This is a genomic window from Kitasatospora sp. NPDC023120, from assembly GCF_055560835.1.
In genome coordinates this window covers 78,278-101,905 of record NZ_JBVHHY010000011.1, presented here as the reverse complement: position 1 = coordinate 101,905, position 23,628 = coordinate 78,278, and the positions used below count along the sequence as shown (strand labels likewise).

21 protein-coding genes are annotated in these 23,628 nt (G+C 72.2%); 19 read left to right on the top strand and 2 right to left on the bottom strand.

Annotated elements, in window-relative coordinates:
- Window positions 1-199 precede the first annotated feature (199 nt).
- The 8 genes from ACZ3TI_RS18010 (at window position 200) to rpsD (ending at window position 8,703) form a co-directional block, all read left to right on the top strand.
- The gene (locus tag ACZ3TI_RS18010; protein ID WP_465727185.1) at window positions 200-907 is read left to right on the top strand and encodes an MBL fold metallo-hydrolase; all 708 of its coding nucleotides are present in this window, start codon (window positions 200-202) and stop codon (window positions 905-907) included.
- Window positions 908-918: 11 nt separating this feature from the next.
- Entirely contained in the window at window positions 919-2,181 is a 1,263-nt protein-coding gene (hisS, locus tag ACZ3TI_RS18005; RefSeq protein WP_465727184.1) for a histidine--tRNA ligase, read from the top strand.
- Window positions 2,178-3,968, top strand: a complete 1,791-nt coding sequence (gene aspS, locus ACZ3TI_RS18000) for an aspartate--tRNA ligase (protein WP_465727183.1) — start codon at window positions 2,178-2,180, stop codon at window positions 3,966-3,968. The genes hisS and aspS overlap by 4 nt, the downstream gene beginning before the upstream one ends.
- 95 nt (window positions 3,969-4,063) lie before the next feature.
- Complete coding sequence (locus ACZ3TI_RS17995) at window positions 4,064-4,579, top strand: GNAT family N-acetyltransferase (protein WP_465727182.1); 516 nt, start codon at window positions 4,064-4,066, stop codon at window positions 4,577-4,579.
- Between the two features lie 129 nt (window positions 4,580-4,708).
- Entirely contained in the window at window positions 4,709-5,527 is an 819-nt protein-coding gene (gene ppk2, locus ACZ3TI_RS17990) for a polyphosphate kinase 2 (RefSeq protein ID WP_465727181.1), read from the top strand.
- A gap of 166 nt (window positions 5,528-5,693) precedes the next feature.
- Entirely contained in the window at window positions 5,694-6,308 is a 615-nt protein-coding gene (locus tag ACZ3TI_RS17985; protein WP_465727180.1) for an antibiotic biosynthesis monooxygenase, read from the top strand.
- A 99-nt stretch (window positions 6,309-6,407) separates the two neighbouring features.
- Window positions 6,408-7,757, top strand: coding sequence for a replication-associated recombination protein A (locus ACZ3TI_RS17980; RefSeq protein ID WP_465727179.1), 1,350 nt, complete (start codon window positions 6,408-6,410; stop codon window positions 7,755-7,757).
- Window positions 7,758-8,088: 331 nt separating this feature from the next.
- Window positions 8,089-8,703 carry a 30S ribosomal protein S4 gene (gene rpsD / locus ACZ3TI_RS17975; protein WP_270148363.1) on the top strand — a complete coding sequence of 205 codons (615 nt, stop codon included), beginning with the start codon at window positions 8,089-8,091 and terminating at the stop codon, window positions 8,701-8,703.
- A 116-nt stretch (window positions 8,704-8,819) separates the two neighbouring features.
- Here the strand turns inward: rpsD and ACZ3TI_RS17970 are convergent, their stop codons facing one another.
- Together ACZ3TI_RS17970 and ACZ3TI_RS17965 are read right to left on the bottom strand one after the other, a co-directional pair.
- Window positions 8,820-9,146, bottom strand: coding sequence for a tetratricopeptide repeat protein (locus ACZ3TI_RS17970; protein ID WP_465727178.1), 327 nt, complete (start codon window positions 9,144-9,146; stop codon window positions 8,820-8,822).
- A 111-nt stretch (window positions 9,147-9,257) separates the two neighbouring features.
- Window positions 9,258-11,483 carry an ATP-binding protein gene (locus ACZ3TI_RS17965; RefSeq protein WP_465727177.1) on the bottom strand — a complete coding sequence of 742 codons (2,226 nt, stop codon included), beginning with the start codon at window positions 11,481-11,483 and terminating at the stop codon, window positions 9,258-9,260.
- Between the two features lie 220 nt (window positions 11,484-11,703).
- On the opposite strand from ACZ3TI_RS17965, the gene ACZ3TI_RS17960 reads away from it, so the two are divergent.
- The 11 genes from ACZ3TI_RS17960 to aroQ all read left to right on the top strand — a co-directional run bounded on the left by ACZ3TI_RS17960 (window position 11,704) and on the right by aroQ (window position 23,585).
- Window positions 11,704-12,183 carry a DUF948 domain-containing protein gene (locus tag ACZ3TI_RS17960; RefSeq protein ID WP_465727176.1) on the top strand — a complete coding sequence of 160 codons (480 nt, stop codon included), beginning with the start codon at window positions 11,704-11,706 and terminating at the stop codon, window positions 12,181-12,183.
- 4 nt (window positions 12,184-12,187) lie between these two features.
- Window positions 12,188-12,610: a DUF6167 family protein gene (locus tag ACZ3TI_RS17955; protein ID WP_465727175.1), complete on the top strand. Its 423-nt coding sequence runs from the start codon at window positions 12,188-12,190 to the stop codon at window positions 12,608-12,610.
- Entirely contained in the window at window positions 12,610-15,279 is a 2,670-nt protein-coding gene (gene alaS / locus ACZ3TI_RS17950; RefSeq protein ID WP_465727174.1) for an alanine--tRNA ligase, read from the top strand. Before ACZ3TI_RS17955 ends, alaS begins: the two co-directional genes overlap by 1 nt.
- The gene (gene ruvX / locus ACZ3TI_RS17945) at window positions 15,279-15,764 is read left to right on the top strand and encodes a Holliday junction resolvase RuvX (RefSeq protein ID WP_465727173.1); all 486 of its coding nucleotides are present in this window, start codon (window positions 15,279-15,281) and stop codon (window positions 15,762-15,764) included. Before alaS ends, ruvX begins: the two co-directional genes overlap by 1 nt.
- A gap of 149 nt (window positions 15,765-15,913) precedes the next feature.
- Window positions 15,914-17,179 carry an endolytic transglycosylase MltG gene (gene mltG / locus ACZ3TI_RS17940; protein WP_465727172.1) on the top strand — a complete coding sequence of 422 codons (1,266 nt, stop codon included), beginning with the start codon at window positions 15,914-15,916 and terminating at the stop codon, window positions 17,177-17,179.
- Window positions 17,180-17,367: 188 nt separating this feature from the next.
- A complete protein-coding gene (mltG, locus tag ACZ3TI_RS17935; protein WP_465727171.1) occupies window positions 17,368-19,227 on the top strand; it encodes an endolytic transglycosylase MltG in 1,860 nt (619 codons plus the stop codon).
- 34 nt (window positions 19,228-19,261) lie between these two features.
- Window positions 19,262-20,092, top strand: coding sequence for a shikimate dehydrogenase (locus ACZ3TI_RS17930; RefSeq protein WP_465727170.1), 831 nt, complete (start codon window positions 19,262-19,264; stop codon window positions 20,090-20,092).
- A gap of 269 nt (window positions 20,093-20,361) precedes the next feature.
- Window positions 20,362-21,546 (top strand): chorismate synthase, encoded by a 1,185-nt coding sequence (gene aroC / locus ACZ3TI_RS17925; protein WP_465727169.1) that lies wholly within the window; start codon window positions 20,362-20,364, stop codon window positions 21,544-21,546.
- Window positions 21,543-22,064, top strand: coding sequence for a shikimate kinase (locus tag ACZ3TI_RS17920; protein ID WP_465727168.1), 522 nt, complete (start codon window positions 21,543-21,545; stop codon window positions 22,062-22,064). Before aroC ends, ACZ3TI_RS17920 begins: the two co-directional genes overlap by 4 nt.
- Entirely contained in the window at window positions 22,057-23,148 is a 1,092-nt protein-coding gene (gene aroB / locus ACZ3TI_RS17915) for a 3-dehydroquinate synthase (RefSeq protein WP_465727167.1), read from the top strand. Before ACZ3TI_RS17920 ends, aroB begins: the two co-directional genes overlap by 8 nt.
- An 8-nt stretch (window positions 23,149-23,156) precedes the next feature.
- On the top strand, window positions 23,157-23,585 hold the full coding sequence (gene aroQ / locus ACZ3TI_RS17910; RefSeq protein ID WP_218200358.1) for a type II 3-dehydroquinate dehydratase: 429 nt from the start codon (window positions 23,157-23,159) through the stop codon (window positions 23,583-23,585).
- Window positions 23,586-23,628 lie beyond the last annotated feature (43 nt).

The following is a 23,628-nucleotide window of genomic DNA, read 5'->3' as shown; positions in this document are numbered from 1 at the left end:
GATTCCGGAGCGGATCATCGCATCCCTCGGCGGCCAAGTGTAGGGACCGGGCCCGTAAGAACGCGGTGAACCTGTCATGCGGCCGTGTCCCGCACCCCTATCTGGTTCGCAACCGGAGGTGCACCGCCGGTAGGCTGCCCTTACATCACTTGACTGGCATCCATCCCTGTCGCCACCGACCGCATCACGAAGGACGCGCGTGTTCATCGCCGGATTCCCCGCTGGAGCCTGGGGCACCAACTGCTACCTGGTCGCTCCCGCGGCGGGCGAGGAGTGCGTCATCGTCGATCCCGGCCACCAGGCGGCCCGCGGCGTCGAGGAACTCGTCCGCGAGCACCGGCTCAAGCCCGTCGCGGTGCTGCTCACGCACGGCCACATCGACCACGTGGCCTCGGTGGTCCCGGTCTGCGGCGCCCGCGGCGTCCCGGCCTGGATCCACCCCGAGGACCGGTACATGATGTCCGACCCGGAGAAGGCGCTCGGCCGCTCCCTGGGCACCCAGCTGATGGGGGAGCTCACCGTCGGCGAGCCCGACGACGTCCGCGAGCTCACCGACGGCAGCGTGCTGGAGCTGGCCGGCCTGCGGCTCACCGTGGACCACGCCCCGGGCCATACCGGGGGGTCGGTGACCTTCCGGACGCCCGGTGCCGAGGACCTCCCCCCGGTGCTGTTCTCGGGCGACCTGCTGTTCGCCGGCTCCATCGGGCGCACCGACCTCCCGGGCGGGGACAGCGAGGCGATCATGACGTCGCTGGCCCGGGTGTGCCTGCCCCTCGACGACTCCACCGTGGTCCTCTCCGGCCACGGCGGTCAGACCACCATCGGCCGCGAGCGCGCCACCAACCCCTACCTCCGACAGGCAGCAGGGGCGGTCGGCGCCCCGGCTTTCCCGCGACGAGGAATGTGACGGAAGAGAAGTTGAGCACCTTCACCGCCCCCAAGGGCACCTACGACCTGCTGCCCCCCAGCTCCGCGACCTTCCTGGCGATCCGCGAGCGCATCGCAGCGCCCGCCCGCCGGGCCGGTTACGGCTACATCGAGACCCCGGTCTTCGAGGACGTGAAGCTGTTCTCCCGCGGTGTCGGCGAGTCCACCGACATCGTCACCAAGGAGATGTACACCCTCACCACCAAGGGCGGCGACGAGCTCGCGCTGCGCCCGGAGGGCACCGCCTCGGTGCTGCGCGCCGCCCTCCAGGCCAACCTGCACAAGCAGGGCAACCTGCCGGTCAAGCTCTGGTACTCCGGCTCGTACTACCGCTACGAGCGCGCCCAGAAGGGCCGCTACCGCCAGTTCTCCCAGGTCGGTGCCGAGGCGATCGGCGCCGAGGACCCGGCGCTGGACGCCGAGCTGATCATCCTGGCCGACGACGCCTTCCGCTCGCTGGGCCTGAGCAACTACTCGCTGCTGCTCAACAGCCTCGGCGACAAGCAGTGCCGCCCGGTCTACCGCGCCGCGCTGATCGAGTTCCTCTCCGGCCTGGACCTGGACGAGGACACCCGCCGCCGCGCCGAGATCAACCCGCTGCGCGTGCTGGACGACAAGCGCGAGTCGGTGCAGGCCCAGCTCACCGGCGCCCCGATGCTCCGCGACTACCTGTGCGAGGAGTGCAAGGCGTACGACGAGAAGGTCCGCGAGCTGCTCACCGCCAACGGCGTCGCCTTCGTCGACGACCCGAAGCTGGTCCGCGGCCTGGACTACTACACCCGCACCACCTTCGAGTTCGTGCACAACGGCCTCGGCTCGCAGTCCGCGATCGGCGGCGGCGGCCGCTACGACGGCCTGTCCGAGATGATCGGCGGCCCGGCGCTGCCGTCCGTCGGCTGGGCCCTCGGCGTGGACCGCACCTTCCTGGCCCTGGAGGCCGAGGGCGTGGACCTCGACCTGCCGGCCGCCACCTCCGTGTACGCCGTCGCGCTCGGCGAGGAGGCCAAGAACACGCTGTTCGCCAAGGTGGTCGAGCTGCGTCGGGCCGGCGTCGCCACCGACCTCGCCTTCGGCGTCAAGAGCATCAAGAACGCCATGAAGTCCGCCGACCGGTCCGGCGCCCGCTTCGCCCTGATCGCCGGGGACCGGGACCTCGCCGAGGGCGTCGTCCAGCTCAAGGACATGAGCACCGGCGAGCAGTCCCCCGTCGCCCTCGACGCACTCGTCACCACCCTGAAGGAGAAGCAGCTGTGATCCGCACGCACGACGCGGGCACGCTCCGCCCGGAGCACGCAGGCACCACCGTCACCCTGGCCGGCTGGGTCGCCCGCCGCCGCGACCACGGCGGCGTGGCCTTCATCGACCTGCGCGACGCCTCCGGCACCGTGCAGATCGTGGTCCGCGACCTCGACTCGGTGCACGGTCTGCGCGCCGAGTACTGCGTCAAGGTCGTCGGCGACGTCCGCGTCCGCCCGGAGGGCAACGAGAACCCCGACATCCCGACCGGTGCGGTCGAGGTCGTCGTCAGCGAGATCGAGGTGCTCTCCGAGGCCGCCCCGCTGCCCTTCCCGGTCGCCGAGTACGAGCCGGGCACGGTCAACGAGGAGGTCCGGCTGCGCTACCGCTACCTGGACCTGCGCCGTGAGGGCCCGGCCAAGGGCCTGCGCCTGCGCTCCAAGGTCAACAACATCATCCGCCGGGTGATGGAGGAGAACGACTTCCTCGACATCGAGACGCCGTACCTCACCCGCTCCACCCCCGAGGGCGCCCGCGACTTCCTCGTCCCGGTCCGCCTGCAGCCCGGCCACTGGTACGCGCTGCCGCAGTCGCCCCAGCTGTTCAAGCAGCTGCTGATGGTGGCCGGCATGGAGCGCTACTACCAGATCGCCCGCTGCTTCCGCGACGAGGACTTCCGCGCCGACCGGCAGCCGGAGTTCACCCAGCTGGACATCGAGGCCTCGTTCGTCGACCAGGAGGACATCCTGGCCCTCGGCGAGAAGATCATCGGCGCCATCTGGCGCGAGGTGCACGGCTACGAGGTCCCGAACCCGCTGCCGCGGATGACCTACGCGGACGCCATGGGCCGCTACGGCTCCGACAAGCCGGACGTCCGCTTCGGCCAGGAACTCACCGACCTCACCGAGTACTTCAAGGGCACCGAGTTCCGCGTCTTCCAGGCCCCGTACGTCGGTGCCGTGGTCATGCCCGGCGGCGCCTCGCAGCCGCGCAAGCAGCTGGACGCCTGGCAGGACTGGGCCAAGGCGCGCGGCGCCAAGGGCCTGGCCTACGTGCTGATCGACGCCGAGACCGGCGAGCTGCGCGGCCCGGTCGCCAAGAACCTCTCCGAGGAGCACCTGGCCGGCCTGGCCGCCGCCGCGGGCGCCAAGAACGGCGACGCGGTCTTCTTCGCGGCCGGCAAGGAGCGCGCCTCGCAGGAGCTGCTCGGCGCCGCCCGTCTGGAGATCGGCCGCCGCTGCGGGCTGATCGACGAGTCGAAGTGGGCCTTCCTCTGGGTCGTCGACTTCCCGATGTTCGAGCCCATCGAGGACGACAAGGGCCAGTTCCAGGGCTGGCACGCGGTGCACCACCCGTTCACCGCCCCGACCACGGAGTCGCTGGACACCTTCGACACCGACCCCGGCTCGGCGCTGTCCAACGCGTACGACCTGGTCCTGAACGGCTCGGAGCTGGGCGGCGGTTCGATCCGTATCCACCAGCGCGAGGTGCAGAAGCGGGCGTTCGACGCGATCGGCCTCTCCGAGGAGGAGGCGGCCTCGCAGTTCGGCTTCCTGCTGGACGCCTTCAACTACGGCCCGCCGCCGCACGGTGGCGTCGCCTTCGGTCTGGACCGGATCGTCACCCTGCTCGGCGGGTACGACACCATCCGCGACGTCATCGCCTTCCCGAAGACGTCCACCGGTGGCGACCCGCTGACCGGTGCTCCGACCCCGATCACCCCGGCGCAGCGCCGCGAGGCCGGCGTGGACGCCCAGCCCAAGGTCCGCGAGGACGCCAAGTCCGAGGCTCAGCCCAAGTCCTGACGAAGCGTCATCCGCTAACCTGCAACGGCCCCGGACGGTCCACCCACCGTCCGGGGCCGGTCCACAACGGTGTGTGACACAGGGAGGGTTGACTCATGCTGGTCACGAAGGTCACAACGAGAATCGAATGTCCGCAGGACGCCCCGGCGACCAGACGCGTCCACATGGCCGCGTTCCCCGGTCCGGACGAGGCGGACCTGGTGGACGCGCTGCGCCGCGATCCCGCCTGGCTGCCCGGGCTGTCGGTGGTCGCGGTCGACGAGGCCGGTCTGGTGATCGGGCACGCGCTGCTGACCCGGCTGCAGGTCGGCGACGGCGAGGCGCTGGCGCTCGCGCCGGTCGCCGTGGCGCCCGAGTGGCAGCGGCAGGGCGTCGGCGAGCTCGTCGTCCGGGCCGCGCTGGCGGAGGCCGAGGATGCGGGGGAGCGGCTCGTCGTCGTCCTCGGCGATCCGGGGTACTACGCGCGGTTCGGCTTCGCGCCGGCCGGGCGGCACGAGGTGGTCGGCCCCTTCGAGGTGCCGGAAGCCTACTTCCAGGCGCTGCCGCTGGCGGCGTACGACGGCGACCCGCGCGGGCTCTGCCGCTACCCCGAGCCCTTCGTCGCGGTCTGAGGCGTGTCTGACACGCCCTAGCGGTCCAGGGGTCCGCCTTCTCCGCCCGGTGCCGTTCCGGCCTGCGAACTCGCCGGGCTGCGCCTACGGTGAGTGTGCATCAGCAGCCATCGGACGGAGGATCAGAGGGTGCCCGAAAAGCAGCGGACCGCGCAGCCGGAGCGACTGGCGAAGAAGCCGTACGAGCGGGAGCTGCTGCGGCTGCAGCAGGAGCTGGTGAAGCTCCAGGAGTGGGTGCGGGTCGAAGGCGCCCGGCTGGTGGTGGTCTTCGAAGGACGTGACGCCGCGGGCAAAGGCGGGGCGATCAAGCGGGTGACGGAGTACCTGAACCCCCGCATCGCCCGGGTCGCGGCCTTGCCCACGCCGACCGAGCGGCAGAAGACCCAGTGGTACTTCCAGCGGTACGTCGAGCACCTGCCGGCGGCCGGGGAGATCGTGCTGTTCGACCGCAGCTGGTACAACCGCGCCGGGGTCGAGCGGGTGATGGGCTTCTGCACCGACGAGGAGTACTGGCAGTTCCTGCACCAGTGCCCGAACTTCGAGCGGATGCTGATCGAGGCGGGCATCCTGCTGCGCAAGTACTGGTTCTCCGTGAGCGACACCGAGCAGGAGCAGCGCTTCCGGGACCGCCTGGAGGACCCGGTGAAGCGCTGGAAGCTCTCCCCGATGGACGTCGAGTCGATCACTCGCTGGGAGGACTACTCGCGGGCCAAGGACGAGATGTTCATCCACACAGACCTCCCCGATTCGCCCTGGCACGTGGTGGAGAGCGACGACAAGCGGCGGGCCCGGATCAACATGATCGCCCACCTGCTCTCCACCGTGCCGTACCACGAGATCAAGGCGCCGCAGATCGAGCTGCCGCCCCGCCCGGCCTCGCGCGGCTACCAGCGGCCCCCGCGCGACCTGCAGAAGTACGTCCCGGACCACGCCGCCGAGCTCGGCTAGCGGGTCGCCCGGCGGATCGTGCCGCGCGGCGTCCCGCGGGTCGTGCCGCGGGTCGTCCGAACGGACGCGTGGCGTTGCCGATGCCCGGACGCGGTCGTGCGATGGACGTGCCCACTACGGCGCGGGCGCCCGACGCGGTGCCCGCCGGACGTCAGGAGACCCGCCCATGTTCGTGCGCACCGGCTACTTCACCGGCGACCCGGCCCGGATCGACGTGACCCTCGACGGCTTCCGGGCCGAGGCGGTCGGACTGGTCTCCGCCGAACCCGGCTACCGCGGCTACGGGCTCTTCGCCAACCGCGAGCTCGGCGTGATCACCATGGGCTCCTGGTGGGAGGACGCCGAGGCCGAGCGCAACAGCAACGCCAACCTGAGCCGGCGGCGTGACGAGCTGCTGGCGCCCTTCGGCGGGACGGCGGCGGTCGACGTCTGGGAGGCGGCGGCCTTCGCGCCGCCCGGGGAGGGCGGTCCCGGCGGCGGCTTCCGGCTGGTCAGCGCCGAGTTCGACCCCACCACGGCGGACCGGCTGGTCGAGCAGTTCCGGGAGAAGGCCCTGCCCGCCCTGGAGCAGATGGACGGCTTCGTCGGCGGCGCCCTGCTCGTCCAGCGGGACCGGGGACGGGCCTCGGTGGGCGCGATCTTCCGCGACCGGGACGCGCTGGCCGCCTCCCGCGGCCCGCAGGCCGAGGCACGGGCACGGGTCACCTCGGCCGCCGGAGTGACGGTGCGGTCGGTGGAGGAGTTCGAGGTCGTCCTGCTGGACCGCCGTCCGCCGCAGTAGCCGTCGAGCAGCAGTAGCCGTCGAGCCGTGGCAGCCGTCCGCCGCCCCCGGCCGTTGCCGGGGCGACGGGCTGTCCGAGCCCTCGCATAGGCTTCCGGTGTGGACGAACCGGACCTCTTCACCGCCGCCGCCGAGGAACGCCAGGCCAAGGAGCCGGGGCGGGCGCCCCTCGCCGTACGGATGCGCCCGCGCACCCTGGACGAGGTGGCCGGGCAGCGGCAGCTGCTGAAGCCCGGCTCGCCGCTGCGGCGGCTGGTCGCGGGCTCGCGCGGGCCGGCGGCCACCAGCTCGGTGATCCTCTGGGGTCCGCCCGGCACCGGGAAGACCACCCTGGCGCACGTGATCAGTCAGGCCGTGGAGGGGCGCTTCGTCGAGCTGTCCGCGATCACCGCCGGGGTCAAGGAGGTCCGGGCGGTGATCGACGGCGCCCGGCGGGCGGTCGGGATGTCCGGCCGCGAGACGGTGCTCTTCCTGGACGAGATCCACCGCTTCTCCAAGGCCCAGCAGGACTCGCTGCTGCCGGCCGTGGAGAACCGCTGGGTCACCCTGATCGCGGCGACCACCGAGAACCCGTACTTCTCGGTGATCTCCCCGCTGCTGTCCCGCTCGCTGCTGCTCACCCTGGAGTCGCTGACCGACGAGGACATCCGCGCGCTGCTGCGCCGCGCGGTCGCCGACGAGCGTGGCCTGGAGGGCGCGCTGGAGCTGAGCGAGGAGGCCGAGGACCACCTGGTGCGGCTGGCCGGCGGCGACGCCCGGCGGGCGCTCACCACGCTGGAGGCGGCGGCCGGGGCGGCGCTGGAGAAGGGCGAGTCGAGCATCACGCTGGCCACCACGGAGACGGCGGTCAACCAGGCGGCGGTGCGCTACGACAAGGACGGCGACCAGCACTACGACGTGGCGAGCGCGCTGATCAAGTCGATCCGCGGCAGCGACGTGGACGCCACCCTGCACTACCTGGCCCGGATGATCGAGGCGGGGGAGGACCCGCGGTTCATCGCCCGCCGGCTGATGATCTCGGCCAGCGAGGACGTCGGCCTGGCAGACCCGACGGCGCTGCAGACGGCGGTGGCGGCCGCGCAGGCGGTGGCGCTGATCGGCTTCCCCGAGGCGCGGATCATCCTCTCCCAGGCGGCGATCGCCCTGGCCCTGGCGCCCAAGTCCAACGCGGCCTACCTGGCGATCGACGCGGCGCTGGCGGACGTCCGGCAGGGTCTGGCGGGCGCGGTTCCGGCGCACCTGCGGGACGCCCACTACGGCGGCGCCGGCAAGCTCGGCCACGGCAAGGGCTACCAGTACCCGCACGACCTGCCGGAGGGCATCGCCACCCAGCAGTACGCGCCGGACGCGGTGCACGGCAAGGAGTACTACCAGCCGACCCGGCGGGGCGGCGAGGCCCGGTACGCGGACGTCGTGGAGTGGACCAGGGGGCGGCTCAGGGGGGAGTGAAAGGCGCGGCTCGCCACCCGGTACAATCAGTCGGAGTGCCATGTCCCGGGACGGCGGCGGGGGAGACCCCACCGACCGGCCGCACCAGCGGGACACCGGCCGTAGGCCCCTTCCGGGGGGCCCGCACCAGGAGCGTCGCGCACCGTTTCGGTGTCGCGTGCAGCCCACCAGCCTCGGTTCGGTGGGCCACACGCGTGCTTGCACTTTGTGCCCGGCTCCGGAGAGCGGCTGATCCCACCGCGCAGGCGGCGGGGTTTTCTCCGGGTCGCGACATGCGACCTCCGTCAACACCTGGTGAAAGCCGTATTCGTAAGCAAGGAAGGTTTGGTTCATGGCGAACCAGAAGCGTCCCAAGGTCAAGATCGCGCGTGCGCTCGGCGTGCCGCTGACCCCGAAGTCCGTCAAGTACTTCGAGGCCCGCCCGTACCCGCCCGGCCAGCACGGCCGTGGCCGCAAGCAGAACTCGGACTACAAGGTCCGTCTGCTCGAGAAGCAGCGTCTTCGCGCCCAGTACGACCTGAGCGAGAAGCAGCTGTCGCGTGCGTTCGACCGCGCGAAGAAGGCCGAGGGCAAGACCGGTGAGGCGCTCGTCGCCGAGCTGGAGACCCGTCTGGACTCCCTGGTCCTGCGTTCGGGCATCGCCCGCACCATCTACCAGGCCCGCCAGATGGTCGTCCACGGCCACATCGAGGTCAACGGTGGCAAGGTCAACAAGCCGTCGTTCCAGATGAAGCCGGGCTACGTGGTGACCGTCCGCGAGCGCAGCAAGGAGAAGGTCCCCTTCCAGGTCGCCCGTGAGGGTGGCTACGCGGGTGAGGGCCAGACCCCGAAGTACCTCGAGGTCAACCTGAAGGCCCTGGCCTTCCGCCTGGACCGTGCGCCGCAGCGCAAGGAGGTCCCGGTGATCTGTGACGAGCAGCTCGTCGTCGAGTACTACTCGCGCTGACCCGCGAGCGGTTCCGCTCTTCGCAGGACCACAAAGCGAGCCCCCGTCGCCTTTCGAGGCGGCGGGGGCTCGCCCCTTTGCGGGATCAGTGGCCCTTTCCGGTCAGCGGCCGGTGCTCACGGGTTCTCGCCGGTCATCGCGGCGGCCAGCCGCAGGTGCGGGCGGGCCTCCGCCGCGCGGCCCTGGCGCTCCAGGGTGCGGCCGAGCATCAGCCGGGCGTAGTCCTCGGCCGGATCGGCCTCCAGGATCCGGTGCAACTCGGCCTCGGCGCGCCGCAGTTGGGCGGAGTGGAAGTAGCTGCGGGCGAGCAGCAGCCGGACGGAGAGGTTGGCCGGCTCCTCGGCGAGCACGCCCTCGAGCAGGCGGGCGGCATCGGTGTACGCCTTGGAGTCGAAGTAGAACTTCGCCATGCGGTACTCGTCGGCGGCGTTGTGGACGGCCATGGTGCTCCTTCCGGGTGGATCCTTGCCTCCTCAAGCAATGGGCAAGCTTCAGCTATTCCGGACCGGGTCCCGGCGGCCTCCGGACCGGACCCGACCGCTCCGGACCGGGCCTCAGCTCTTCCGGACCGGCGAGGGCGCCGGGGCGGGCGGCACCGAGCAGGGCCCCGGGCCCGGCTCCGGACCGTCCGCCGAGCCCCCGCCGCCGAGTGCCCGGGAGACGGCCGCGTCCAGGTCCAGCAGGGTGCCGGCCTCGTAGCACTCCTCGTACTCCTGCTCGCTCAGCCCGGCGCGGGCGCGCTCGGCGCACTCCCGGTGGGTGCCGAAGAAGTTCCGCGAGCCCAGGAACGGCGTGCCGACCGTGCGCCAGATCCGGTGCGCGGCGCCCTGCAGCACCCGGGCCTCGCGCAGGTCGCCCGGCTCGCCCGGGCCGCTCGGCTCGGTCTCCAGCAGCGCCAGCAGGTCGATTCCCAGCACGATGCCCAGCAGGTCGTGGAAGAGGTGGTTCAGCCGGACGCACTCCCGGGCCAGCGCCCGGGCCGCCTGGACGGCGCCGTCCAGCCAGTGCGAGTAGGCCGTCGCGTACAGCACGTACGCGTACGCCCACTGCTCGCCGTGCTCCTCGCACAGCTCGCGGGCCTGGCCGAACCAGAGCTCGCCGCTGTCCAGGTCGCCCTGGAACAGGTAGGCCAGGCCCAGCTCCAGCATGGCCATCACCACGTTGCTGTTGAGCTCGCCGATGGTCCGGTAGTGCCAGAGCGCCTCCTCGAAGAGCTCGGCGGCGCGGTCCGGGTCGTCGCCGATCAGGGCGGCGCAGCCCTGGTGGTGGACGGCGTAGGCGAGGGCCCGGTCGTCGCCGGTGTCCAGGGCCTGGCGGCGGCACTCCTCGAGGGCCGGCCGGGCGGCTTCCAGGTCCCCCTGGAGGGTGGCCGTGTAGCCGGTCACCCAGAGCGCCTTGGCCCGGGCCTCGGTCGGTTCGCGGTCCAGGGCGAGCGCGCGGTCCAGCCAGTGCCGGCCCTCGCCGAGGTGGCCGCAGCCGACCCAGTAGAACCAGAGCGTGCCGGCCAGCAGCAGGGCGATCTGCTCCTCGCCGGGCTCGGCGAGGCAGAACTCCAGTGCCGCCCGGAGGTTGGTGTGGGCCAGCTCGGTGCGCTCGGCGGTCTCCGCCTGCCGGGGGCCGAACCACTCCACCTCGCCCCAGGTGGCGATGCCCAGGTACCAGTCCCGGTGGCGGCGCAGCAGCCGCGGCTGCTCGCCGGCGGCGCACAGCCAGTGGCCGCCGTACTCGCGCAGGGTGTCCAGCAGGCGGAAGCGGACGCCGAAGGCGCTGTCCTCGCGCAGGACCACGGACTTGGCGACCAGCTCGTCGAGCAGGTCAAGGACGTCCTCGGGCTCGATGCCGTCGCCGGCGCAGACGTACTCGGCGGCCTCGAGGTCGAAACTGCCGGCGAAGACCGACAGACGGGCCCAGAGTAAACGTTCCTGCACCGTGCAGAGCTCGTGACTCCAGCCGATCGTCGTCCGCAGCGTCTGGTGCCGCAGCAGGGCCGTGCGGGAGCCGCCGGTGAGCAGCCGGAAGCGGTCGTCCAGCCGGAGGGTGATCTGCTCGACCGACAGCGCGCGCAGCCGTCCAGCGGCCAGCTCCACGGCCAGCGGGATGCCGTCCAGCCGGCGGCAGAGCAGACCGACCGCCTCCGCGTTGGCCGCGTTCACCTCGAAGGACGGCAGCACCGCCCGGGCCCGCTCGGCGAACAGCCGCACCGCGTCCGGCAGCGCGTCGGCGGGCAGCGCGTCCGGCGCCGGGTCGACCGGCAGCGGTGCGAGGGTCAGCAGGTGCTCGCCCGAGGCCCGCAGGGCGGTGCGGCTGGTGGCCAGCAACCGCAGGCCGGGCAGTGCCCGCAGCAGCGCGTCGGCCAGCTCGGCGCAGGCCTCCACGAGGTGCTCGCAGCCGTCCAGCACCAGCAGCAGGCGTCGGCCGGCCAGCCGCTCGGTCAGGACGTCCAGCGGCGGACGGGCGGTGCCGTCGGTCAGCCGCAGGGCCTCCAGGAGGGCGTGGCCGAGCAGCAGCGGGTCCTGCACCGGGGCCACGTCCACCAGCCAGCTGCCATCCGGGAAGACGCCGTCCGCGCGGGCCGCCGCGCGCAGCGCCAGCCGGCTCTTGCCCACCCCGCCCGGGCCGGTCACCGTCACCAGCCGGGCGGCGGCCAGCAGGTCCGCCAGTTCGGCCAGTTCCCGCTGCCGCCCGACGAAGCCGTTCACCTCGGCCGGAAGCCGACCGTGCTCCGGCTCGCGCGGTTCCGCCGCGGGCTCCCTGAGCTGTGCTGTCCAGTCGCCGGCCAAGCGCTGCTCCCCGTGTTCCAGGCCGGACCGTCGCGGTCCGGGCGTGCTCGGGCCGTCCGCGCGACGGCCTGCCTGGCAGAACGAGGTGACCGGCCGGTAGGTTACGCGCGCGGATCGCACACCCGGTCGGATCGCCCGGGCCGATGACCCGGTCCGGAAACCGGGCGTGGGCGCGATAGGGTTCCGTTTGGAGAACGGCAAGGCGAGGGAGCGCGCAAAGGTGTCCGTGGGAGAGCTGGCCGGATTGCTCGTCGCCGTGTTCTGGGCGGTCCTGGTCACCCTGCTCGCCGTGGTGCTGGTCCGCCTCTCGCGGGTGCTGAAGGAGGCCACCGTCCTGGTCTCCGCGGTCACCGAGCAGGCCGTGCCGCTGCTGACCGAGGCGGGCGCCGCGGTGCGCAGCGCCAACGAGCAGCTGGAGCGGGTGGACGAGATCACCGCCAACGTGCAGGACGCCGCCGCCAACGCCAACGCGCTCTCCTCCACCGTGGCCGCCACCCTGGGCGGACCGCTGGTGAAGGTCGCGGCCTTCAGCTACGGCGTCCGCAAGGCCGTCGCCAAGCAGCAGGGCAGCCTGCCGTCCGTGCCGCCGCAGAGCGGCGAGCGCGAGGAGCTGGCCAGGCTGATCCGGGCCGAGGTGCGCGCCGCGACCGCGCCCAGGTCCGGCCTGCTCTCCCGGGTCCGGCGCGCGGTGAGGGGCTGACGGCATGGCACGCATCTTCTGGATGGCGGTCGGCGCCGGCGCCACCGTCTGGGTCATGAAGAAGGCCAACGAGGCCGTGCACCGGCTCACCCCGGACAGCCTCTCCGGCACCGCCGCGCGCGGTGCGCTGCACCTGGGCGACCTCGCCAGGCAGTTCGCCCAGGACGTGAAGGCCGGCATGGCCGAGCGCGAGGAGCAGCTGAAGGACGACCTCGGACTGCACGGCACCGCCGTGGTGGAGCCCCGCAGCGCCCGCCGGGCGCTGCGCGGCGAGCCGCAGTACCGAGCTATCTCGGCGGCGCCCGGCAGCCCGGCCGCCGCCCTGCCCCCAGCCCGCAGTGCCCGCACCACACCTCGGACCACTGAAGAAACGCCCCGCCGCGCCCTGCCGCAGCGGGGCGGCACCCCGAACCGGAAGGACCACTAATGGAGTCGGCTGAGATCCGCCGCCGCTGGCTGCGCTTCTTCGAGGAGCGCGGCCACACCGTCGTTCCGTCGGCGTCCCTGGTCGCCGACGACCCCACCCTGCTGCTCGTCAACGCCGGCATGGTGCCGTTCAAGCCCTACTTCCTGGGCGAGGTCAAGCCGCAGTTCTCGCGCGCCACCAGCGTCCAGAAGTGCGTGCGCACCCTGGACATCGAGGAGGTCGGGAAGACCACCCGGCACGGCTCCTTCTTCCAGATGTGCGGCAACTTCTCCTTCGGTGACTACTTCAAGGAAGGGGCCATCAAGTTCGCGTGGGAGCTGCTCACCACTCCCGTCGCGGACGGCGGCTACGGCCTGGAGAAGGAGAAGCTCTGGATCACCGTCTACAAGGACGACGACGAAGCCGAGCAGATCTGGCGTGACGTCATCGGCGTCCCGGCCGAGCGGATCCAGCGCCTCGGCATGAAGGACAACTTCTGGTCGATGGGCGTCCCCGGCCCGTGCGGCCCGTGCTCGGAGATCAACTACGACCGCGGCCCCGCGTACGGCGAGGAGGGCGGCCCGGCCGTCAACGGCGAGCGCTACCTGGAGATCTGGAACCTGGTCTTCATGCAGTACGAGCGCGGCCATGGCGACGGCAAGGACGGCTTCGAGATCCTCGGCGACCTGCCGAGCAAGAACATCGACACCGGCCTCGGCCTGGAGCGCCTCGCCGCCATTCTGCAGGGCGTCGACAACCTCTTCGAGATCGACACCAGCCGGATGATCCTCGACCGCGCCGCCGAGCTCACCGGCCACAGCTACGGCGCCGACCACAAGTCGGACGTCTCGCTGCGCGTGGTCACCGACCACATCCGCACCGCGCTGATGCTGGTCGGCGACGGCGTCACCCCCGGCAACGAGGGCCGCGGCTACGTGCTGCGCCGCATCCTGCGCCGTGCGATCCGCAACATGCGCCTGCTGGGCGCCACCGAGCCGGTGGCCAAGGAGCTCATCGACGTCGCCATCAAGGCGATGGCGCCGCAGTACCCCGAGCTGGAGACCGACCGCAAGCGCATCGAGACGGTCGTCATCGGCGAGGAGGCGGCCTTCCTGCAGACGCTGAAGGCCGGCACCAACCTGCTGGACGCCGCGGTCACCGAGACCAAGCAGTCCGGCGGCGTGGTGCTCTCCGGCGAGCAGGCGTTCAAGCTGCACGACACCTACGGCTTCCCGATCGACCTCACCCTGGAGATGGCCGAGGAGCAGGGCCTCCAGGTGGACGAGGCCGGCTTCCGCCGCCTGATGCAGGAGCAGCGGGACCGGGCCAAGGCGGACGCCAAGGCCAAGAAGATGGGCCACGCCGACGTCGCCGCGTACCGCGAGGTCGCCGACAAGTCCGGCGCGAGCGTCTTCACCGGCTACAACCTCACCGAGGGCGAGGCCACCGTGGTCGGCCTGCTGGTGGACGGCGTCCCCTCGCCGGCCGCCTCCGAGGGCGACGAGGTCGAGATCATCCTCGACCGCACCCCGTTCTACGCCGAGGGCGGCGGCCAGCTCGCCGACCACGGCCGGATCCGGCTGGAGTCCGGCGCGGTGGTGGAGATCCGCGACGTGCAGCAGCCCGTCCCGGGCGTCATCGTGCACACCGGTGGTGTGCTGTTCGGCGAGGTCGTGCTGGGCGCCGCGGCGTACGCCACGATCGACACCGAGCGCCGCCGGGCGATCGCCCGTGCCCACTCGGCCACCCACCTGACCCACCAGGCGCTGCGTGACGCGCTCGGCCCGACGGCCGCCCAGGCCGGCTCCGAGAACGCCCCCGGCCGCTTCCGCTTCGACTTCGGCTCGCCCGCCGCCGTCCCGGGCAGCGTGCTGGTCGACGTAGAGCAGAAGATCAACGACGTGCTGGGCCGCGAGCTGGACGTCACCGCCGAGGTCATGACGATGGACCAGGCCCGCAAGGCCGGCGCCATCGCGATGTTCGGCGAGAAGTACGGCGACGAGGTCCGGGTCGTCACCATCGGCGACTTCTCCAAGGAGCTGTGCGGTGGCACCCACGTCGGCAACACCGCCCAGCTGGGCCTGGTGAAGCTGCTCGGCGAGTCCTCGATCGGCTCGGGCGTGCGCCGCGTGGAGGCGCTGGTCGGCGTCGACGCGTACAAGTTCCTGGCGCGTGAGCACACCGTGGTCTCGCAGCTCACCGAGCTGGTCAAGGGCCGCCCGGAGGAGCTGCCGGAGAAGATCTCGGGCATGCTCGCCAAGCTCAAGGACGCCGAGAAGGAGATCGAGCGCTTCCGCGCCGAGAAGGTGCTGGCCGCCGCGGCGGGCCTGGCCGACTCGGCCGAGGACGTGCACGGCATCGCCGTGGTCGCCGCCCAGGTCGCCGACGGCGTGGGCGCGGACGAGCTGCGCAAGCTGGTCCTGGACGTGCGCGGCCGGCTCGGCTCGCGCCCGGCCGTGGTCGCCGCCTTCACGGTGGCCAACGACCGTCCGCTGACCGTGATCGCCACCAACGAGGACGCCCGCGGCCGTGGCATCAAGGCCGGCGAGCTGGTCCGGACCGCTGCCAAGACCCTCGGTGGCGGCGGTGGCGGCAAGGACGACGTCGCCCAGGGCGGTGGCTCCAACCCGGCCGCGGTCGGCGAGGCCATCGCCGCGGTGCGCGGCCTGGTCGCGGAGCGCGCCAGCTGATGGAGCCCGTCCAGGAGGAGCGCCCGTTCCGGCGTGGGCGGCGGATCGCCGTCGACGTCGGTGACGCCCGGATCGGGGTCGCGTCCTGCGACCCCGACGGGGTGCTCGCCACGCCCGTGGAGACCGTCCCGGCTGGTGTGAAGTCGCAGGCCAGGATCGCCGCCATCGTCGAGGAGTACGACGCGATGGAGGTGATCGTCGGGCTGCCCCGCTCGCTGAGCGGCAAGGAGGGCCCGGCGGCGGAGAAGGTCCGTGCGTACGCGGCGCGGCTGGCCAACCGGCTCTACCCGGTGCCGGTCCGGCTGGTGGACGAGCGGATGTCGACCGTCACCGCGACCCACGGGCTGCGCGCCTCGGGGGTCAAGGCGAAGAAGGGCCGCTCGGTGGTCGACCAGGCCGCCGCGGTGGTGATCCTGCAGACCGCCCTTGAGTCCGAACGGGTGAGCGGACGCCCGCCCGGTGAGAGCGTCGAGGCGGTCGGCTGAGGAGCCTGATCTAACGTCCCGGTTGAGGGGTCCGTGCGGACGCGTCCGCACGGACCCCTTTTCGTTCGTTTCCGATTCCGTTTTGGATCGATTTGAGATCGATCCAGATCGACCCGGTTCGACCTGGGACCGCCGAGGGGGCGCACGCCATGACCGACCAGGACTTCCACCCGGGGCTGACGCCCGGACACCTGGGTGCGCCGGTACTGGAGCCGGAGGGCCGTCCGCCGTCCGCGCCCCGTCCGCGCTTCGATGCACCGGATCCGCACCGACGGCGCAACGGACTGGCCTGCGGGCTCACCGCGCTCGCGCTGATCGCGGTGTTCGGCGGGGTCGGGCTGACGGGGTACACCTGGTTCCAGTCGCAGCGCAAGCCGCCCGCCGCCGCCGACTTCGCGGGGCAGGGCACCGGCAGCGTCCAGGTCTCGGTGCCGGAGGGCGCGGGCCTGTCCCAGATCGCCTCCGCGCTCGTCCGCAACGGGGTCGTCGCCAGCTCGCTCGCCTTCACCCGGGCCGCGAAGGGCAGCGCGGCGGCGGCCGGGCGGATCCAGCCCGGGACGTACACATTGAAGCAGCGGATGTCGGCCGCCGCGGCGCTGGCGATCCTGATCGACCCGGCCAACGCCAACGGCCTGACCATCCCCGAGGGCTGGCGCGGCTACCAGGTCTACGCGGCCATCGACAAGAAGCTCGGCCTGCCCGAGGGCACCACCCAGCGCACCGCCCAGGAGCAGGGTGCCGAGCTGGGTCTGCCCGACTTCACCAACGGCAGCCCCGAGGGCTACCTGTTCCCGGCGACGTACAGCGTCACCGACGGGACCACCGCGATCGACCTGCTGAAGCAGATGGTCGAGCGGGCCGGGAAGGAGTTCAGCAGGGACGATGCCAACGTCGTGGCGCAGAACCTCGGACAGACCGTGTACGGGCTGGTCACCGTGGCCAGCATGGTCCAGGGCGAGGCCGACAACACCGAGGACATGGGCAAGGTGGCCCGGGTGATCTACAACCGGCTGGCCAAGCACATGCCGCTGCAGCTGGACTCGACGATCAACTACGCGCTCGGCCGGTCGACCCTGAACACCACGGTCACCGAGACCAGGCTCGACTCCCCGTACAACACCTACCTGCACCCGGGGCTGCCGCCGACACCGATCTCCAACCCGGGGCGGCAGGCGATCATGGCGGCGCTGGACCCGACGCCGGGGGACTGGCTGTACTTCGTCACCGTGAAGCCCGGGGACACCCGGTTCACCGACAACTTCGACGTGCACCAGCGCAACGTGGCGGAGTTCAACGCCTACCGGGCGGCGAAGCCGAGCGCCTCGGTTCCGGCCTCGGTCTCGGCTTCCGCCTCCTCGGCCGCGTCCGGGTCGGCACCGGGGGCTTCCGGCGGCCAGGGTGCGGCGACTCCGTAGTGATCTTGTGTGCCCTCGGTGAGGTCCCCCACCGAGGACGCGTTCGCTCGGCCGGGGGTAAGGCTGCGGTACGGTAACGTCTCTCTCCTGGCGCTGCGCTAGCACGCCGGTTCGAGATTCAGCCGGGACGATGCCGTCCCGGACGGCCGGTCCGATCCGCCGGCCGTCACCGTCGGTTAAGGGGATCAATGACCGATCTGGGTGGGGGCTACGCCCCCCAGGGCGAGCCGTGGCACCCCGGTGATCCCGGGTACGACGGCCGGCAGCCGGTCCCCGGCCAGCAGGACGGCCAGTGGCAGCAGCAGTACCCGCAGCAGGGCCAGCACGGCCAGCAGCCGTACGGCGACACGCAGCAGGGGTACCCCCAGCAGCAGATGTTCCAGCAGCAGATGCAGCAGCAGGGCTACCAGCAGCAGCAGTTCCTGGGCAGCCAGCAGGGCTACCAGCAGCAGATGCAGCAGGGCCACCCGCAGCAGCAGATGCCGCAGCAGGCGTTCCAGCAGCAGATGCCCCAGCAGCCGGTGCAGCAGGGATATCCGCAGCAGCAGATGCCGATGCAGCAGCCGATGCAGCAGCAGGGCTACCAGCAGCAGGGGTTCCCGGGCGGTCAGCAGGCCGGTATGCAGCAGCCCGGTATGCAGCAGCTGGTGGGCATGCAGCAGCAGGCCATGCCGCCGCAGCAGCAGGTCCGGCCGCAGGCGGCACCGGCACCGGCGCCCGCACCCGCCTCGGGCCCCGGACCGGACGGCATCGATTGGGAGGCCGAGGCCGCAGCGCTGGAGTCCGGCGCCCCGGTCGGCGGCGCGGGTGAGGGCGGCACCGACGAGTGGGACGGCCACGAGGACGGCCACCACGAGGACGGCGCGTACCTGGACGAGGAGGCCGAGCAGCGCCAGGGCGCCTTCCTCGGCGACCAGGACGAGTCCCGCGAAGCGACGAAGAAGCGCAAGGAGAAGGGCAGGAAGTCGGGCCGCCGCAACGGTGGCGCCTGCCTGCTGGTCGCGGTGGTGCTGCTCGGTGCCGTCGGCGGCGCCGGTTGGTGGGGCTACGGCTTCTACCAGAGCCACTTCGGGCCGCCGCCGGACTTCACCGGCGCGGGTACCGGCTCCGTCCAGGTCGAGGTCAAGAAGGACGCGGTCGGTGGGCAGATCGGTCTGGCGCTGAAGAACGCCGGCGTGGTCAAGAGCGTCGACGCCTTCACCGACGCCTGCAAGGCCGAGCCCAAGTGCGGCACTGTCCAGCCGGGCTTCTACGGCCTGAAGAAGGAGATGCCGGCCGCCGCCGCGCTCAAGGAGCTGCTCGCGCAGGCGGGAGGCGCGGCGATCGTGATCCCGGAGGGCAAGAACTCCTCCGAGATCTACGCCAAAATCGACGACAAGCTGAAGCTCCAGAAGGGCACCACGGCGGGCGTCGCCAAGGCCCAGCTCAACGACCTCGGCCTGCCGGCGTATGCGAACGGCAACATCGAGGGCTTCCTCTGGCCGACCCGCTACAACATCGCCGACGGCATGAAGCCCGAAGACCTGCTGAAGCAGATGGTGAAGACCGCCACCGACAAGTACGCCAACCTGGACTCCCAGGCCGCCTCGGTGGGCCTCAAGACCGGGTACGAGGTGATCATCGAGGCGAGCATCCTCCAGCGCGAGGGCAACAATGTCGACGACTTCGCCAAGATGGCCAAGACCATCCAGAACCGGCTGGCCGCCGGCGGCGAGATCAACCACCGGCTCGGCATGGACACCACGCTCCAGTACTCGCTGGGCCGCAAGGACCTCAACAAGAGCGACATGGACGACGCGTCCAACAAGTACAACACCTACATCAACCCGGGCCTGCCACCGACGCCGATCTCCAACCCCGGCGACGACGCGCTGAACGCGGTGCTCCACCCGGCGGACGGCAAGTGGCTGTACTTCATCGCGATGGACCCGCAGCACACCCGGTTCGCCGAGACGAGCAAGGAGCACTACGCCAACGTCAAGGAGTACTGCCAGGCGGCCGGGCAGGGCTTCGACGAGGCGCGCGGTCACTGCACCACCACCAAGTAGCCCCGGCCGGACGGTAGTTCATGGAGAGGCAGCGTTGACCAGCAAGCATCGGGCGGCCGTCCTCGGCTCGCCGATCGCCCACTCGCTCTCGCCGGACCTGCACCGGGCCGCCTTCGCGGCGCTCGGGCTGGACGGCTGGCGCTACGACCGCTTCGAGGTCGACGAGGACGCGCTGCCCGGCTTCGTCGCCGGGCTGGACGAATCCGAGTGGGCGGGGCTGTCGCTGACCATGCCGCTGAAGCGGGCGATCATCCCGCTGCTCGACGAGGTCAGCGCGACGGCCCGCTCGGTGGACGCGGTCAACACCGTGGTGTTCACCGCCGACGGGAGGCGCACCGGGGACAACACCGACATCCCCGGACTGGTCAACGCGCTGCGCGAGCGCGGCATCACCGAGGTGCCCGGCGCCGCCGTGCTGGGCGCCGGGGCCACCGCCTCCTCGGCGCTGGCCGCGCTCGCCCAGATCTGCACCGGCGAGGTCACGGTCTACGTGCGCAGCGCCGAGCGGGCCCGGGAGATGGCCGAGCTGGGCGAGCGGCTGGGCGTGGTCGTCCGCACCGCCGACTGGGAGCGCGGCGCGGAGGCGCTGGCGCAGCCGCTGACCGTCTCCACCACGCCGGTCGGTGCGACGGACGCCTTCACCGGTTCGCTGCCCGCCGCGCCGGGGGCGCTGTTCGATGTGCTGTACCACCCGTGGCCGACGGCGCTGGCCGCCGCCTGCGCCGAGCGCGGGGCGACCGTCCTCGGCGGGCTGGACCTGCTGGTGCACCAGGCGGTGCTGCAGAGCGAGGCCTTCACCGGGCGGACGCCCGGGCCGCTGGCGGCGATGCGCGAGGCGGGGGAGAAGGCGCTCGCGGGGCGCTGAGTCGGCGCTGTCCTCGCGGCAGGGTCCCCAGCCGCCCCGGTTCCCCTCGCGGGGCCGCTTCCACGCCGCCTCCGGGCCGCCGCCGAGCCGTCCCGCGGCCGCCGCCGAGCCGTCCCGCGGCCGTCTCCGGGCCGGATGGTGACCGGTTGCCGTCCGTCACGCGGACTGTGCCCCCGGGTGCTGCTGGGGCATGAAAGGATTCAGGGAGAAGGCACGCTTGGGCGGGCCGCGGCGGTGCCGTGGGCCGGTTCGCTGATGAAGGAGCTCCGTTGGGTACGTTGCGCTGGCTGACGGCGGGGGAGTCGCACGGCCCCGCACTCGTCGCGACCCTGGAAGGCCTGCCCGCCGGTGTACCGGTCACCACCGCCGTGGTGGCCGACGCGCTGGCGCGCCGTCGGCTCGGTTACGGGCGCGGGGCGCGGATGAAGTTCGAGCAGGACGAGGTGACCTTCCTCGGCGGCGTCCGGCACGGCCTGAGCATGGGCAGCCCGGTCGCGATCATGGTCGGCAACACCGAGTGGCCGAAGTGGGAGCAGGTCATGTCGGCCGACCCGGTCGACCCCGAGGTGCTGGCGGGCCTGGCCCGCAACGAGGCGCTCACCCGCCCCCGGCCCGGCCACGCCGACCTGGCGGGCATGCAGAAGTACTCGATCGAGGAGGCCCGGCCGATCCTGGAGCGCGCCAGCGCCCGGGAGACGGCCGCCCGGGTCGCGCTGGGCGCCGTCGCGCGCGCGTACCTGCGCGAGGTGGCCGGGATCGAGATCGTCAGCCACGTGGTCGAGCTGGCCGCCGCCAAGGCGCCGGCCGGTGTGGTGCCGCTGCCCTCGGACGAGGCCCGGCTGGACGCCGACCCGGTGCGCTGCCTGGACGCGGACGCGTCGAAGGCGATGGTCGCCGAGATCGACCAGGCCCACAAGGACGGCGACACCCTGGGCGGCGTGGTCGAGGTGCTGGCGTACGGCGTGCCGGTCGGCCTCGGCTCGCACGTGCACTGGGACCGCCGTCTGGACGCGCGGCTGGCCGCCGCGCTGATGGGCATCCAGGCGATCAAGGGCGTCGAGGTCGGCGACGGCTTCGACCTGGCCCGGGTGCCGGGTTCCAAGGCGCACGACGAGATCGTCCCGACCCCCGAGGGCGTCAAGCGCACCTCCGGCCGCTCCGGCGGCACCGAGGGCGGCCTGTCCACCGGCGAGGTGCTGCGGGTGCGCGCCGCGATGAAGCCGATCGCCACCGTGCCGCGGGCGCTGCAGACCCTGGACGTGCGCACCGGCGAGCCGGCCAAGGCGCACCACCAGCGCTCGGACGTCTGCGCGGTGCCGGCGGCGGGCATCGTCGCCGAGGCGATGGTCGCGCTGGTGCTGGCCGACGCGGTCAACGAGAAGTTCGGCGGCGACCACGTCTCGGAGACCCGCCGCAACGTGCAGGGCTACCTCGACCACCTGATCATCCGATGACCACGCCCGTTGTGGTGCTGGTCGGCCCGCCCGGCAGTGGCAAGTCCACCGTCGGGCGGGCCTTGGCCGAGCGCCTGGGCGTCGGCTTCCGGGACACCGACGCCGACATCGAGGCGACGGCCGGCAAGCCCATCCCGGAGATCTTCATCGACGAGGGGGAGCCGCACTTCCGCGCGCTGGAGGTGGCGGCCGTGCGCGCCGCCGCCACCGGGCACGACGGCGTGCTGGCGCTCGGCGGCGGCGCGGTGACGGCCGAGGCCACCCGTGAGCTGCTGCGCGAGCTGCCGGTGGTCTTCCTGGAGGTCCCGCTGGCCGACGCGGTCAAGCGGGTCGGCCTGGACGCCCCGCGCCCGCTGCTGGCCGTCAACCCGCGGGCCCGCTGGCGCGAGCTGATGGAAGCCCGCCGCCCCCTCTACCTGGAGGTGGCCACCGCCGTGGTCGACACCGCCGGGCGCACCCCCGAGCAGGTCGCGGACGCCGTACTGGAAGCACTGGAGCTGAAGACCACCCATGACTGACACCACCGTCAGGATCCACGTCGGCGGCAGCGCCGGCCACGACCCGTACGACGTGCTGATCGGGCACCAGCTGCTCGGTGAGCTGGCGCCGCTGATCGGGACCCGGGCCAAGCGGGTCGCGATCATCCACCCGGAGGCGCTCACCGCCACCGCCGACGCCATCCGCGAGGACCTGGCCGGCGAGGGCTACGAGGCGATCGCACTGCAGGTGCCCAACGCCGAGGACGCCAAGAGTGCCGAGGTCGCCGCGTACTGCTGGTCGGTGCTCGGGCAGACCGGGTTCACCCGCAGCGACGTCATCGTCGGCCTCGGCGGCGGTGCCACCACCGACCTGGCCGGCTTCGTCGCCGCGACCTGGCTGCGCGGGGTGCGCTGGATCTCGATGCCCACGACTCTGCTCGGCATGGTCGACGCGGCCGTCGGCGGCAAGACCGGCATCAACATCGCCGAGGGCAAGAACATGGTCGGCGCCTTCCACCCGCCGGTGGGCGTGCTGGCCGACCTCGGCACCCTGGAGACCGTGCCCAAGCACGACTACGTCTCCGGCCTCGCCGAGGTCATCAAGTGCGGCTTCATCGCCGACCCGGTCATCCTCGACCTGATCGAGGCGGACCCCGAGGGCGCCAAGACCCCGGCCGGTCCGCACACCGTCGAGCTGATCCGGCGCGCCATCCAGGTCAAGGCCGACGTGGTCTCCGGGGACCTCAAGGAATCCGGGCTGCGTGAGATCCTCAACTACGGCCACACCCTCGGCCACGCGATCGAGCGCAACGAGCGGTACAAGTGGCGGCACGGCGCCGCGATCTCCATCGGCATGGTCTTCGCTGCCGAACTCGGCCGCCTGGCGGGCCGGTTGGACGACGAGACGGCCGACCGGCACCGTACCGTGCTGGCCTCGGTCGGCCTGCCGCTGAGCTACCGGGCGGACGCCTGGCCGAAGCTGCTGGACGCGATGAAGATCGACAAGAAGTCGCGCGGCGACCTCATCCGCTTCATCGTCCTGGACGGCCTCGGCAAGACCTCCGTGCTGGAGGGCCCCGACCCGTCCCTGCTGGTCGCCGCCTACGCGGAGGTCTCGGCGTGACCCGGGTGATGGTGCTCAACGGCCCCAACCTCGGGCGGCTGGGCAGCCGCGAGCCGGACGTCTACGGCGCGACCTCGTACGCCGGGCTGGTCGAGCGCTGCACCGCGCTCGGCAAGGAGTTCGGCTTCGAGGTCGAGGTGCACGAGACCAACTCCGAGCAGCAGATGGTGGAGTGGCTGCACGAGGCGGCCGACGGGAAGGTGCCCGTGGTGATCAACCCGGGTGCGTTCACGCACTACTCGTACGCGATGCGGGACGCCGCGGCGCAGCGCACCGCGCCGCTGATCGAGGTGCACATCTCCAACCCGTACGCCCGGGAGACCTTCCGGCACACCTCGGTGATCGCCGCGGTGGCCTCCGGCACCATCGCCGGATTCGGGCTCGGCTCGTACGAGCTGGCGCTGCGCGCGCTGGCCGAGCAGCTCACCACGCGCTGAGGCAGGGGCCCGTCCTCGGGGCCGGCCCGGCGGCGGACTGTGC